This is a genomic window from Marinomonas sp. CT5 (assembly GCF_018336975.1).
In the GTDB taxonomy this organism is placed as follows: Bacteria; Pseudomonadota; Gammaproteobacteria; order Pseudomonadales; family Marinomonadaceae; genus Marinomonas.
This window is the reverse complement of sequence record NZ_CP025572.1, coordinates 1024752-1039064: the sequence shown is the minus strand read 5'-3', so window position 1 is coordinate 1039064 and position 14313 is coordinate 1024752. Positions and strand designations below refer to the sequence as shown.

At 43.2% G+C, this 14313-nt stretch carries 14 protein-coding genes; 8 read left to right on the top strand and 6 right to left on the bottom strand.

All coding sequences use genetic code 11. The features are described from left to right. The first annotated feature begins 43 nt into the window (after positions 1-43). Positions 44-1402: a sodium-dependent transporter gene (locus C0J08_RS04945; protein ID WP_212654998.1), complete on the top strand. Its 1359-nt coding sequence runs from the start codon at positions 44-46 to the stop codon at positions 1400-1402. A gap of 78 nt (positions 1403-1480) precedes the next feature. Here the strand turns inward: C0J08_RS04945 and C0J08_RS04940 are convergent, their stop codons facing one another. Both C0J08_RS04940 and C0J08_RS04935 read right to left on the bottom strand, forming a co-directional pair. Next, positions 1481-1720, bottom strand: a complete 240-nt coding sequence (locus C0J08_RS04940) for a DUF2061 domain-containing protein (protein WP_212654997.1) — start codon at positions 1718-1720, stop codon at positions 1481-1483. A gap of 97 nt (positions 1721-1817) precedes the next feature. Continuing rightward, on the bottom strand, positions 1818-2750 hold the full coding sequence (locus C0J08_RS04935; RefSeq protein ID WP_212654996.1) for a MerR family transcriptional regulator: 933 nt from the start codon (positions 2748-2750) through the stop codon (positions 1818-1820). A gap of 183 nt (positions 2751-2933) precedes the next feature. On the opposite strand from C0J08_RS04935, the gene C0J08_RS04930 reads away from it, so the two are divergent. The 4 genes from C0J08_RS04930 (at position 2934) to C0J08_RS04915 (ending at position 7025) form a co-directional block, all read left to right on the top strand. Then, complete coding sequence (locus C0J08_RS04930) at positions 2934-3947, top strand: NAD(P)/FAD-dependent oxidoreductase (protein WP_212654995.1); 1014 nt, start codon at positions 2934-2936, stop codon at positions 3945-3947. 32 nt (positions 3948-3979) lie between these two features. Further along, positions 3980-4960 (top strand): YbgA family protein, encoded by a 981-nt coding sequence (locus tag C0J08_RS04925; RefSeq protein WP_212654994.1) that lies wholly within the window; start codon positions 3980-3982, stop codon positions 4958-4960. Between the two features lie 14 nt (positions 4961-4974). Beyond that, positions 4975-6387, top strand: coding sequence for a deoxyribodipyrimidine photo-lyase (gene phrB / locus C0J08_RS04920; RefSeq protein ID WP_212654993.1), 1413 nt, complete (start codon positions 4975-4977; stop codon positions 6385-6387). A 149-nt stretch (positions 6388-6536) separates the two neighbouring features. Then, entirely contained in the window at positions 6537-7025 is a 489-nt protein-coding gene (locus tag C0J08_RS04915) for a MarR family winged helix-turn-helix transcriptional regulator (protein ID WP_212654992.1), read from the top strand. Positions 7026-7111: 86 nt separating this feature from the next. Here the strand turns inward: C0J08_RS04915 and dapB are convergent, their stop codons facing one another. The 3 genes from dapB to pomA all read right to left on the bottom strand — a co-directional run bounded on the left by dapB (position 7112) and on the right by pomA (position 9813). After that, positions 7112-7912 (bottom strand): 4-hydroxy-tetrahydrodipicolinate reductase, encoded by an 801-nt coding sequence (dapB, locus tag C0J08_RS04910; RefSeq protein ID WP_212654991.1) that lies wholly within the window; start codon positions 7910-7912, stop codon positions 7112-7114. 125 nt (positions 7913-8037) lie between these two features. After that, the gene (locus C0J08_RS04905) at positions 8038-9030 is read right to left on the bottom strand and encodes a flagellar motor protein MotB (RefSeq protein ID WP_212654990.1); all 993 of its coding nucleotides are present in this window, start codon (positions 9028-9030) and stop codon (positions 8038-8040) included. 27 nt (positions 9031-9057) lie between these two features. Continuing rightward, positions 9058-9813: a flagellar motor protein PomA gene (pomA, locus tag C0J08_RS04900; RefSeq protein WP_212654989.1), complete on the bottom strand. Its 756-nt coding sequence runs from the start codon at positions 9811-9813 to the stop codon at positions 9058-9060. A 174-nt stretch (positions 9814-9987) separates the two neighbouring features. On the opposite strand from pomA, the gene C0J08_RS04895 reads away from it, so the two are divergent. Genes C0J08_RS04895 through dxs form a run of 3 tightly spaced genes read left to right on the top strand, consistent with a single transcriptional unit; the run spans position 9988 to position 13037 of the window. Continuing rightward, positions 9988-10230: an exodeoxyribonuclease VII small subunit gene (locus C0J08_RS04895; RefSeq protein WP_212654988.1), complete on the top strand. Its 243-nt coding sequence runs from the start codon at positions 9988-9990 to the stop codon at positions 10228-10230. Beyond that, positions 10227-11108: a (2E,6E)-farnesyl diphosphate synthase gene (ispA, locus tag C0J08_RS04890; RefSeq protein ID WP_212654987.1), complete on the top strand. Its 882-nt coding sequence runs from the start codon at positions 10227-10229 to the stop codon at positions 11106-11108. Before C0J08_RS04895 ends, ispA begins: the two co-directional genes overlap by 4 nt. 51 nt (positions 11109-11159) lie before the next feature. Beyond that, positions 11160-13037 carry a 1-deoxy-D-xylulose-5-phosphate synthase gene (gene dxs / locus C0J08_RS04885; RefSeq protein ID WP_212656242.1) on the top strand — a complete coding sequence of 626 codons (1878 nt, stop codon included), beginning with the start codon at positions 11160-11162 and terminating at the stop codon, positions 13035-13037. Positions 13038-13178: 141 nt separating this feature from the next. On the opposite strand, the gene hisC is transcribed toward dxs, so the two are convergent. Then, complete coding sequence (gene hisC / locus C0J08_RS04880; RefSeq protein WP_212654986.1) at positions 13179-14240, bottom strand: histidinol-phosphate transaminase; 1062 nt, start codon at positions 14238-14240, stop codon at positions 13179-13181. Positions 14241-14313 lie beyond the last annotated feature (73 nt).

The following is a 14313-nucleotide window of genomic DNA, read 5'->3' as shown; positions in this document are numbered from 1 at the left end:
AACGCTGTTTATTTATAATAATTTCAACTACTTAGAGATAACTATGAAAAATAAAACTTCTATCCAAGGCTCATGGGCTAGCCGATGGATATTCATTTTGGCAGCAACAGGTTCCGCTGTTGGTTTAGGTAATATTTGGAAATTCCCTTACATCACAGGCGAAAATGGTGGTGGAGCATTTGTTCTTGTTTATCTAGCCTGCATATTATTGGTGGGTATTCCAATCATGATGGCTGAGGTATTTATTGGCCGTCGGGCACGTAAGAACCCTATTGATGCATTGGAAGATGTGGCGGAAGAATCCGAAGGTTCTAAATCTTGGGGCTTAATCGGTTTGATGGGAATGCTATCAGGCATCCTTATCTTTTCGTTTTATTCGGTTGTTGGCGGCTGGGTCCTTCATTACATTAAAGTAATGCTAACAGGTGAAATGAGTGGTATCTCATCTGATGATGCTGGTGCTGCCTTCGGCGCCCTACTTGCTGATCCATCCACCCTTCTAGGCTGGCATACTCTTTTCAGCATCATGTGTATCGCAGTGGTTGCTGCTGGCATCAACAAAGGCATTGAAACAGCAACTCGCATCATGATGCCTGCTTTGTTTATCTTACTTATCATTTTGCTTGGCTATGCAATGACAACAGGCGGTTTTGCGCAAGGTTGGAATTTCATGTTCGAGTTTGACTTCAGCAAGCTAACTTGGGGAGCTGCTTTGGTTGCTCTAGGCCATTCGTTCTTCACCCTATCATTGGGCATGGGAACCATCATGGCTTACGGCTCATACATGACCAAAGATGCTTCTATTGGTAAGACTGTCTTAGCCATTGGCGCACTCGACACTCTTGTGGCACTAGTCGCTGGTTTGGCTATCTTCCCAATTATCTTTTCGAACGGAATGGATCCTGCTGCTGGCCCTGGCTTGATGTTTATTTCTTTGCCTGTTGCGTTTGGTCAAATGCCTTTTGGTCAATTATTTGGTGTATTGTTCTTCGTATTAGTCGGTGTAGCCGCATGGACGTCTGCTATTTCTTTGCTAGAACCTACCGTTGCTTTCTTGGTAGAGCGTTTCAATCTGAAGCGTATTACCGCAACGGTTGGTTTAGGGATTGTTGTTTGGGGACTTGGTATTGCTTGCCTAGGTTCATTCAGCTTTATGTCTGACGTCACCTTCTTCGGTAAAAATACGTTCGACTTCTTAGACTACATTACAGCAAACATCATGTTGCCATTAGGCGGTATATTCATTGCTCTATTTGCTGGTTGGGTTGTTAAGAATAAGTTCGCACAAGAAGAGCTCAACATGTCTGGCGTCTTATTTTCGCTATGGAACCTATCAATGAAGTTCACAGCACCAATTGCGGTAGCTGTTGTATTATACTTCTTGCTAAATCCAATGAGCTAACACTTAAGTCTGCTTTAAAAACAGATAAAAAACCCACCAACGCTATGCGTTGGTGGGTTTTCTTTTTGCTCATAAAAATCACATGGAGCTTAAAGCGTAATTCTCTCCTGCTGATTGAATCGTCTTACTCAACTCGGAATCGACTCCAGCTTGCTGAACCTTATTCCATACAATCTCGTGAAAATAGAAAGCTACGGTATTAATGGCAGGCTCTACAATGGCCACCAAACCACCAACCAATACACTCCCAGTAATAATGTACGCAACAGAAAATGCAATAGAGAAGTGCATAACTGCAAATGTCATAGTCTTAGCCATGGTAAAACCCCTTCTTTAAATATGTTTACTATAGAAGAAGAATAAGCCGACCAATTAAATAAAAAAAATGTATTATAAATATAATTCTAATAGTTTTTCACTTTAAATGGTGTTTTTCTAGAAATTGAAGCACCCCCCTAAAAGGCTCAGAATAAATGCTCACACCATCCCTATCTGCCACATCTGACTCTTGGGCCGACAACCAAAAACCTGCACCGATAGCACCCACTGGCAGTTTCCATTGCTGCATTTGGTCCACCAGCTCCGTTGCTTTATTTGCTAAATCATTATCACAAAAGACTAGAACGAATTTAGCCTGAACCCCTTTAATTAAACTAAGCCAGTCATTACTGTGCTGAACATTAGCAACAACACAACATGACAACCCTTTGTCCAACAACATAGCCGCCGCCATGTAACACCACAAACTGCGTTGAGAGTTCAATCCAGTAACCAACACTTTAGCGGCGCTTTTATTCTGAGATTTGAACGTACTAACACGTGCGATTAAACATGAAAGTATAACCGACTCAGAAAATGCCAAAGCAGCGCCTTTTCCCATTTGCTCAAAACTGGGTAAGAGCCAATCTCGGATAGCAATTTCAGCAGGATATTGAGAAAAAATTTGCTGATACATCTGCTCAATTTTTTCTTCCTGAAATGACTCGGAGGCTTGCACCAAGGAGGTTTGCCAGTCTAGCCATTCGTTAGAATGCACTAGGCTATCTGACGACGCGCCCTTTTCTAACAAAGCACGCACTTTACTAACGGCCACCCCTTGTTGAATCCAACGCAATATTGATTCCACAAGCTGAACATCACTTTGATCATACAGTCGATGACCTTTGCCTGTGCGTTTTGGCTTTAATAAACCATAACGCCGCTCCCAAGCACGTAATGTGACGGAGTTCACTCCCGTTTTTAGAGATAACTCACGGATCGGAAAGTAAGCGGCGCTGTCCAATAACGCCAACTCATCTGGTGTTTCTTGCTGCTGTTTTGCTTTCACATCTTGGTTTGACTGACTCATATATCTTCCAACAAATCACCATTCATCTAAGGCAATAAATCCATTGTGACCTAAACTTCTATAACATCCAAAGATCAAAATAAAAATCTATACAAATATTTTTTTGTACAAGATAGTTGCTTTTCTTGTACAACTTTCTATATTGTATAAGAAAAGCCACTGCATTTCTGGGAAATAATAAAAATGAACACGTTATCGACAGGTCATACTCATATCCCAACCACAGACATTGCCATTATTGGCGCTGGCCTGGCCGGAAGCCTGTGTGCGCATTTGCTCTCACAGATGGGTCAAAGTGTGTGCCTGATAGATAAAAGTCGTGGAAGCGGCGGTCGCGCCAGTAGTAAAAGATTGGAAGGAAATGTCAGTTGTGATCTTGGATTACCTTATATTGTGATCAAACACCCAGATACGATACAACTCTTCAAACAACTAACAGAAGAGCATATAGCGGCCCCATGGAAGCAACTCAGCCACGAAAACGAACAAGCGTTTGTTGGTGTACCAAGAATGAGCGCCATTACACGTTATTGGGGACAAAATGCAAAATTCATCACTGGCACTCGCATCCATCATCTAGATCAAATCATGCCACAAGACGAAACAGAATCTAGCTGGTTGTTAAGAGACGATAAGTACCAACCTGTTGTTATCGCCAAGAAGATCATCATTACAGCTCCCGCTCCTCAAGCCGCCTCCATACTGGCTTCGAACGATAAGTTAGCTGTACTTTTACTTAGGGCTAACCAAGCCAGTAGCTCTTATCAATCACAATGGTCAATGTGGCTTGAAACAGCTCCGAGTGATTTAAACGCTCTACTGGAGCCACAAAATTCTCTGATAAAGCGGATGATTAAAGATAACTACAAGCCCATGCGACAGGATGAAAAAATCGACCGCTGGGTGATTCAAACAGATCCCAATTGGACGAAACAACACCTTGATGCGGACAAAGAATGGATCACACAAACACTAGTGCAAACCTTTGCCGATATTACTGAACATAGGGTATTGAAGCATGGTGAGCCTCATCGTTGGCTTTTAAGTCAGTTCACGGAAAATAAAGGCAATAAAGCCTTTGCTTGGTCCCCAGAGCACAATGTCGGATTGGCTGGAGATTGGTTGTATCAAGGTGACGCCGAAGGCGCTGTACTCAGTGCCATGTCCCTAGTTAAACAAATACAAGACACGAAATAGAACATTCACCTTGTCCATTGGAGGGTTCATCTATGCCACATTCTCACCCATCACCAGATCAGCTAAAAAAGAAAATCCCTGTCGGCATTAGCGCCTGCTTATTGGGTGATAATGTCCGATTTAATGGAGGCCATAGCCATTCTGATTATTGCGATAAAGTGCTCACGGATTATTTCGACTATCAAAAATTTTGCCCAGAAGTCGCCGCAGGGTTCGGAACCCCTCGCCCTACTCTTCGCTTAGAAGGCGATCCTGAGTCTCCCAGAATGGTCTTCAGCAAAAACTCAGAAGAAGATGTGTCTGAGGTGTTTATGGATGCGACCAACAAATACCTAGAAAACCTTTCTCACTTAGATGGCTATATTTTAATGAAAAACTCACCTAGCTGCGGCATGGAACGTATCAAGGTGTACCAAGAAAACGGCCACCCTCATATGCAAAGAAGTGCGGGCCTCTTTACCAAAGCGCTAAAGCAGCGTTATCCATTGTTACCTGTTGAAGAAGACGGTCGCTTAAATGATCCGGCATTGCGAGAAAACTTTTTATTACGTGTTTTCACCCATCATGACTTTCGTCACAGCATGGGAGAAGAAGCTCGTATGAAGGATCTGATTGCATTCCATAGTCGCTACAAATACATGGTCATGGCGCATTCTCAACCTATTTACCGCAAATTGGGGCGAATGCTTTCTGGGGATGATCCAAGACCCTTTAACGAACTAAAAACGGCTTACTTTGAGATTCTTATGACGACACTGTCAAAGCCAGCCAAACGAAAAAACCACTGCAATGTGCTCATGCATCTTGTTGGTTACTTAAAACACGCAGTGGATGTATCCGTTCGCAAGGACATTTTGGACGTAGTTGAACAATATCGTCGTGGCGAAGTCAATCTAGCAACCCCAGTGACATTGCTGCATCACTACCTAAAACACTACGGCAGTGATTACATTAATGAACAAAGCTATTTCATTCCATACCCATCGCCACTTGGCATTCGCAATACAGTTTAAGGTAACCCATTAGTATGAAAATCACACATCTGGTTTGGTTACGAAATGATCTTCGTTCGCTGGATAATCCAGCACTCTATTATGCAGACAAAGAAGCGAGATCAGCCAAGGAAGGCATAGCCGTTTTGGTCACACCCACGCCAAAGCAATGGGAAAAACACCATGAATCGGATGCCAAAACAGGACTTCGTTCAGGGCTGATCAAAAACTTAGCCGCCACTCTGGCTCCTCTTGGCATACCGCTCCACATTCTTGAAGCAGAGAGCTTTGACCAACTACCAGACAGCATCACTCAGTTTTGCCTTAGCCATGACATGAAACACCTTTGGTTTAACCATGACTTTCCAGTACACGAACAAGAAAGAGATCAAGCGGTCTGCGAGCAATTAAAACAACACGATATTGATATTCATATCCAGCCAGCAGATATCATTGTTTCCCAAGAGGTTCTCAGCCAACAAGGTACTCCCTTTAAAGTCTTTACCCCCTTTTTCAATCGCTGGATCACACTACTAGATAAACAGGATATTACTCCCCTTTCTGCTCCTGAAGCTCAGGCAAAAGCACTTCCTGATCCTTGTTTAGATTTTTCATGGGAAAAACCCTTTCGGGACGATCTATGGCCTGCCGATCACAACATAGCCAAACAAAAACTCTGGCAGTTTTGTCATCACAAAGAACGTTACTATCAAGAACACCGAGACTATCCGATTGAACCCGCCACCAGCACCTTATCGCCCTACCTTGCACTTGGAGCACTTGGTCCAAGGCAATGCCTAGAAGCAATCATTTACACCTGTAATAAAGAAGAAAGGCGCTGGCAAGATAGTATCTGGTTAAAAGAACTTGCATGGCGAGACTTCTATCGCCAACTAATGGCGCACTTCCCTTCTCTTTGTAAAAACCAACCATTCAAACCAGAGACCAATGCACTGATATGGCGACATAATGAAGAGGAATTTCAAGCATGGTGTGAAGGCAGAACCGGCTTTCCTATTGTCGATGCCGCCATGCGACAACTCAACCAAACAGGGTGGATGCACAACCGCCTAAGAATGGTCGTGGCCAGCTTCTTTACTAAGCTTCTTTTTGCAGACTGGCGCAGGGGCGAAGCCTATTTCATGAGCAAATTAATCGATGGGGAGTTTGCGGCTAATAATGGTGGCTGGCAATGGAGTGCATCCACAGGTTGTGATGCGGCACCCTATTTTCGAGTCTTCAATCCAACAAGGCAGTCCCAGAATTATGACAAAAATGGTGATTTTATCCGTCGCTTTGTTCCTGAACTCAAAAGCTTAGATGCGAAATCCATTCATGACCCAAAGCCAGAGCAAAGAAAGCAATGCCACTATCCTGAACCTATTATCGACTACAAGCCAGCTAGATTAGCGGCGATCGCAGCATTTGACGAATTAAAAGAGCGTTGAACTGATAGCGTTTATAAAGGGGGTCCATGTGATGTGTTGGCAAAAGCAAGAAAATCCGCCTATACTTTGAGCTGTAATATTTTTATATGAACCTTTTATAGGTCAAAACAAAATCATATAATCCGTCAAATTTTTTTGGATTAACTGCTATGCCTGAGTCACCACAACACTTACACGATGTCCTTGTCCACCTTCGACGCATTATCCGTGCAACGGACCTACAATCAAAACGCGTTGTAAAAGCCTGTGGCCTAACCATCCCTCAAATAATGGTACTTCGTTCCATTGAAGAACTTGGCGATGTCACTGTCAGAAAAATATCTGACAGTGTATCTCTCAGCCAAGCCACAGTAACCACCATATTGAATCGTTTAGAAGACAGAAAATACGTGGAACGAGTTCGCGGGCAAAAAGACAAACGTATCGTCAATGCTCGTCTAACGACACTCGGAATAGAAACATTAAAAACTACTCCCCCCTTGCTACACGAGAAATTTATATCAGAATTTGATTCCCTCGAGGGCTGGGAACAAACTCAGGTCCTGTCCTCGTTACAACGTATTGCGATGATGATGGATGCGGAAACGCTGGATGCCGCACCTCTGTTGGATATAAACTCTCCTGACGCGCTAAGCTAAGATCGCTTATAAAAAATGGCCGCAAAGTAGCGGCCATTTTTATTTCAATCAGATTGATTATTCTAGTACTGTAACCGTGAAAAATATCATTTGAGATTAAGCACGTCCTGCATATCATACAGACCCGCAGACTTCCCTTGAAGCCAACTAGCAGCACGAACAGCGCCTTTTGCGAAAGTCATACGGCTGCTTGCTTTGTGAACAATCTCAATTCGCTCACCTTCTGTGGCAAACCAAACACTATGCTCACCCACTACATCACCTGCACGAATGGTTTCAAAACCAATTTCTTTTTGAGTACGGGCACCAGTTTGACCTTCTCGACCGTAAACAGCGCATTCTTTTAAATCACGACCAAGCGCATCAGCGACGACTTCTCCCATTCGTAAAGCCGTACCTGAAGGTGAGTCGACTTTATGACGATGATGCGCTTCTACAATTTCCACATCATAATCATCACCTAAAATCTCAGCGGCGGTAGCCAGCAACTTCAAGGTTAAGTTGACTCCCACACTCATGTTCGGAGCAAAAACCACAGGGCAGTGCTGAGCCGCTTCGTTTAACTTAGCTTTTTCAGCGTCATTTAAGCCTGTCGTCCCGACAACAATGGCTTTTTGGTGTTGAGCACAAAAAGCCGCGCTCTCTAAGGTTAATGCTGGTGTTGTAAAATCAATAAGAACATCAAAATCATCGATACAATCAGCTAATGAGGCAACAGCGGCAACACCTAACTTACCAACACCCGCAATCTCTCCTGCATCAGCGCCAACCAAACTGCTACCTGGTTTTAAAATAGCCGCTCCTAAAGATACGTCTTTCGCATCATGAATGGCGGTGATTAAATTTTTACCCATGCGCCCTGATGCGCCAATAACTGCTACTCGCATTGATCTACTTCCTCAATTTTGTCTGCGCCAAACCATAACAAAAAAACATTCTAATCTCAGCATTAAATCTGCCTATAACATCATTAAAGCGATAAAAAAAGGGGCCGAAGCCCCTTTAAAACAATTTAAAAAATCTCATTTGGCTTTAATTCATCCAACATATTGCGATCAAACTCAATCACACCATCCGATGGAATGTCATCAACAGTCTTACGCATTTTTGGCCGTGAGGTATCATTTTGTTTAATCACAATTTCAACACGTCGGTTAATAGCACGGTGTGCAGGCGTATCATTTGCCACCAAGGGACGCGTATCTGCATAGCCTGTAACAGCAAATCGACCTTGATCCAGCTGTCCGGTAGCAAACAGCTCCTCTGCCACCGAAATAGCACGAGCAGACGATAATTGCCAGTTTGAACGGAAACGACGACTGTCTATTGGCACATTATCCGTATGACCTTCAACTGAAATGGTTCCTTGAATGCCAACAAGCACATCACGAATCAAATCAATAACAGGGATGAAATCATAATTTAACTCAGCCGAGCCTGACTCAAATGAACCCTGATCTTTAATACGAATAGTGATCGTCTCTTCTTGAGTTTCAATTTCTACTGTTCCCTTTGAGATTTCTTCGCGCATTACCGAGGCAATCATTTGAGCATCGCCTTCTGTTTCTTGAATTTTCTTCTCTTTTTCAAGATCTGCTTTCGATTTATCCACAAAAGTAACCGGCGAAGGAGAGCCTGATTTACTTTGCTGCTTTAATTCTGCATCACCCGGCTTACAAATTACTTCAAGCGTATTTGCAGGAATATTATCTACTTTTTGCCTTACTTCATTAATAGGAGTCGGTTCAGGACGACCTGGGCTAAACTCTTGCGCTATTATCGATGTTCCCATAGGAATAGAATCGGCCTTGATATCCCGCTGAACACCGAATGCCGATTTCATCGAACCCGCAAGTTGCTTGAACTTAATGACATCCATTTCTGAGAATGACAATAAAAGTACAAAGAAACACATCAACAAAGACATGAGATCCGCAAAGGTTCCCATATAAGCAGGCAAGCCCTCTACACATTCAGGGCAGTCTGATTCTTCTTCATCACTCATGCTGACATTCCGTTAACAACTAAAATATTATTCACGTTCTAATCTCTTGCTCTCAGCCATGTAAGCCTTAAGAGCACCATCAAGGATTCGTGGATTTTGGCCAGATTGAATAGCAAGCAACGCATCCAAAATAAGCTTTTGACAAATAAGCTCTTCATCAGCACGGACATTCAATTTAACTTGCATAGGTAGAAACACCATATTCGCCATCATGGCACCATATAGTGTGGTTAAAAGAGCCACCGCCATTGCTGGACCAATTGCTTTTGGGTCAGACATATTGGCAAGCATCTGAACCAAACCTACCAGCGTTCCTATCATCCCCATTGCAGGGCCAACATCACCAAAAGCTTTAAAAATCTTAGCGCCTGCTGTATGTCGAGCATAGGCTTGCCCCATATCCTTAGACAGCTGATTTTTCACTACACTACTATCATGGCCATCCACTAACATCTGAATACCTTTTGATAGAAAAGGATGACTCACTTCCTTCCCTTCAAGTGAAAGCAAGCCCCCCTTACGAGCTTCGTCCGCTAAGCCGTAAATTTCATCGATCAAAGTATCTAAAGGGACACTTTTAAACATAAATGCTTTCGCCGCAACTTTCCCTGCGCTAAGAAACTGACTTAATGGATATTGCATCAATACAACAAAGATAGAACCAACCAGCACAATCAATATCGATGGAATATTGACAAACATTCCTGCAGATCCGCCAACAAAAATAGCGGAAATAATTACTATAAAAGACCCAACAAGTCCTATTAACGTTGCGATATCCACACACGTCTCCTGACAAAAAAGCTATAATACTATCGATACGATTTAATGATTCTATACGAAACAAAGACCAAGAATGAAACCTTCTTGCATGATTTTTGTAATTTTCATCATCATGGGCTCGAACAGTAGGTCATTTTCTGTTACAAAACGTACGTTTAAACAAGAGTAACCATCATGTCTAGAAAAAATAGTGTCCGTCATTTTGAAGAAAACCTCAGTGAATTAGATACGCTTGTGACACAACTTGAATCGAATCAACTTTCTCTTGAAGAAGCGCTAAAAGCCTTCGAAAAAGGTGTTAAACTGAGCCAAGAATGTCAGTCAGTTCTCACCCAAGCAGAGCAAAAAGTTCAAATACTGTTAGAGAAAGAAGATGGTGAGCGCCTTGAAACCTTTGAACCGGAATTGAATTCGTGACTTTAGACGATTTTTCTCAGTACGCTCGCCGTAGAGTCGATGATTACCTTTCGCAAAATTTAAGCCAATATGAGCCAGCCACAAATTTGCAAGACGCTATGGCCTACAGTTTATTTAATGGCGGCAAACGTGTTCGTCCTATGTTGACCTATGCCGCCGCATCACTGTTTGGCGAACCTAATGATCTCACCGATGCCAGCGCAGCAGCGATCGAGTCAATACATGCTTATTCATTGATACATGATGACCTTCCTGCCATGGACGACGACGACCTGCGTCGTGGTAAGCCCACATGCCATATAAAATATGACGAAGCGACAGCGATTTTGGCTGGTGACGCATTACAAACCTTTGCATTTGAATTATTAAGCAGCCCAACCATTCAAAACACCAAGGTTCAACTGCAATTAATTCAAGAACTCGCTCATGCTTCTGGCCGTCATGGAATGGTCACAGGACAAATGATTGACTTAGTCAATGTAGGCAAAAACATTAACATAAGCGAACTTGAACAAATGCATCAGCACAAAACTGGTGCTCTTATTCGAGCAAGTATTCGTATGGGCGCTATCAGTACTGGTGTAAAAAATGAAACCGACCTAACGGCTCTTGATACATATGCTGCTGCTATAGGCTTAGCTTTCCAAGTTCAAGATGACATCATTGATATTACAAGTGATACAGCAACGCTGGGCAAAACCCAATTTTCGGATGAAGATGCGAATAAACCAACCTATCCTAAATTACTTGGTTTAGAAGGTGCCCAAACGCTTGCTCAAACACTTTATGAGCAAGCTATTACAGCAATTTCACCATTTGGAGACGCTGCTCGACCTTTAGTTGAGCTTGCGAACTATATTATTGGTCGTAACCACTGATATACTTACCCGCTTTTTTAGATTAATTAAAATGTGACCAAACCTGTGCCGATGTTCGAAGAGATACCTACTGCGCGACCTGACACGCCGCTACTTGATCAAGTCAACTCACCAGCTGACTTACGCGCCTTTAAGAAAGAGCAATTGCCTACTCTAGTGCGCGAATTACGAGAGTTCATGCTTTATAGTGTTGGACAAACTGGCGGCCACTTTGGCGCAGGCCTTGGTGTCATTGAGCTTACAGTTGCTCTGCACTATATATTCAACACCCCAGAAGATCGTCTCGTTTGGGATGTAGGCCATCAAGCCTACCCACACAAAATTCTCACAGGTCGTCGCGAAGCTTTACTCAATATTCGCCAAGAAAACGGAATCTCAGGTTTTCCAAAGCGTGACGAAAGTGAATACGACACTTTTGGTGTGGGCCACTCCAGTACCTCTATTGGTGCCGCACTTGGCATGTCCCTCGCCGCACGACAATTAAAAACAGACCGAAAAGCCGTAGCAATCATTGGTGATGGAGCGATGTCTGCAGGTATGTCATTCGAAGCATTAAACCATGCAGGCGATGTTAATGCTGACATGTTAGTCATTTTAAATGACAACAAAATGTCCATATCAAAACCCGTTGGCGCCCTATCAAGTTATTTTGCGCGTATTTGGGCAAGCAAAACTTACGATCATATTCGAGAAGGTGGTCGCAAAGTCTTCTCTGGTTTACCTTCTGCTCTGGAACTCGCACGTAAAGCGGAAGAACATATGAAAGGCATGGTATCGCCAGGCATGATGTTTGAAGAACTAGGCTTTAACTATATCGGGCCAATCGATGGTCATGATATGGATCACCTTCTAACCACTATTGCGAACCTGAAAGACCGTAAAGGACCTCAATTCCTCCATGTCATCACTAAGAAAGGCAAAGGTTTTGAGCCCGCTGAAGGCGACCCTATTGGTTATCATGCGATAAATAAAATCGAACCAGACCCAAAACCTAACGTAGAAAAAAACAAGCTACCTAAATACTGTAATATTTTTGGTCAATGGGTATGTGATGCGGCTGAACAAGACGAGAAGCTAGTTGCTATTACACCAGCTATGAAGGAAGGTTCAGACCTGATTGAATTTGCTGACCGTTTTCCAGAGCGATATTTTGATGTTGCCATTGCCGAACAACACGCTGTAACACTTGCTGCTGGAATGGCATGTGATGGTATTAAGCCTGTCGTGGCTATTTATTCCACGTTCTTACAACGTGCTTATGACCAACTTATTCATGATGTTGCACTACAAAATCTAGATGTCTTATTTGCCATTGACCGAGCGGGTCTAGTCGGAGAAGACGGCCCAACACATGCCGGTGTTTACGATCTCAGCTATCTTCGCTGCATTCCCAACATGGTTGTTATGGCCCCTTCTGATGAAGATGAATGCCGTAAAATGCTGCAAACAGGTTACGAATACCAAGGCCCAGCCGCTGTTCGTTATCCTCGCGGTACAGGCCAAGGCGTTGATATTGAAATGGAATTGAGCCATATTGAAATAGGCAAATCTCGTACACTACGCACAGGGCAGTCTGGCATTATCATCTGCGGTTTTGGACGCCCAACATACGATGCACTAGAGGCGGCCAACACTCTAGATGCCACCTTAATTGATATGCGCTTTGTTAAACCTATCGATGAAGAAGTGTTACTTTCACATAGCAATGCGAAGCTTATCGTAACAGTCGAAGAAAATGCCATCATGGGAGGCGCTGGCTCAGCAGTGAGTGAGTTATTACTAGCAAACAACATCACCATCCCAACACTTCACCTTGGACTACCAGACCAATATGAAGAGCATGCTAGTCATGCATCCATGTTAAAACGTGTCGGCTTAGATGCTGAAGGCATTCAGAAGTCCATCGAAACGAAATTAACCTGCCTATGAAGTGATATTTAAAATATCACTTTTGCTTGCTTTTAAAATAAAAATTCGTATCTGAAGTGTCCCCAGTAATTGGACTAATCCAATTACTGGGGACACTTCATTGAACAGCTTTTTTAATTCCCGACGATCAAAGCACTTAAATTACAAGGTTTTCAGTGCAGCCGTTAGCGCCGCCATTTCTTCGTCAGTACCAATAGTGATGCGAAGGTAGTTGCCGATGCGTGGTTTATTGCTGCCAAAGAACCGGACGAGAATACCCTGCTCTTTTAACGCTAAGTAAATTTGCTCTGCCTCTTTCTCGGGATGCGTTACAAACACAAAGTTCGTCGCAGACGGAATAATATTAAACCCGAGAGCTTCAAGGTCTTTAACCGATTGCTTACGCGTTGCGACGGTTTTATCGCAAATTTCTTTTAGATAGACTTTATCTTCCACTGCTGCAGTCGCGCCAGCCAAAGCAATACGGTCGATTGGGTAAGAGTTAAAAGAGTTTTTCAAACGCTCCAAACCTTCAATCAAATCAGCATGGCCTAATGCGTAGCCAACACGAATCCCTGCCAAGGCACGGGATTTAGACAAGGTTTGCACAACCAATAGATTTGGGTATTGGTTAATCAAGGACACCGCACTTTGTGCACCAAAGTCCACGTAGGCTTCATCCACCAATACCACCACATCAGGATTGGCTTGAAGAATCGCCTCGATTTCACTTAGAGGCAGGGCTTTACCTGTCGGAGCATTCGGATTAGTAACCACAACACCCGATACATCAAGATTTTCATAATCGGCGGGGACAATATCGAAACGGTCGTTCAGTGGAATTAATTTTGGCTCGATGCCATATAAGCCGGCGTAGACTTTATAAAAACTATAAGTGATGTCGGCAAAGGCCAATGGCTTACCACCAGTAAAATACCCCATGAAAGCCAACGCCAAGACTTCATCCGAACCATTTCCTACAAAGACTTGGTTCGCATCCAGTTGGTAGTTTTTTGCTAAGGCATTTTTCAGCGTGACACAATTCGGATCTGGGTAAAGACGTAAACGCTCACTGACCTCCAGTGTCATTGCTTCTAATGCTTTTGGGGATGGCGAATAGGGACTTTCATTCGTATTTAGCTTGATATACTTTTTATCTTGCGGTTGCTCGCCTGGTACATAAGGGTCAAGAGAAGCAATTTTATCTGTCCAAAAACGACTCATGGAGTGCTCCGTTCTGCGTCATAAAAAATAAAGTATGGAAACAAAATAAGGCCTCAATTGAGGCCTTATAAAT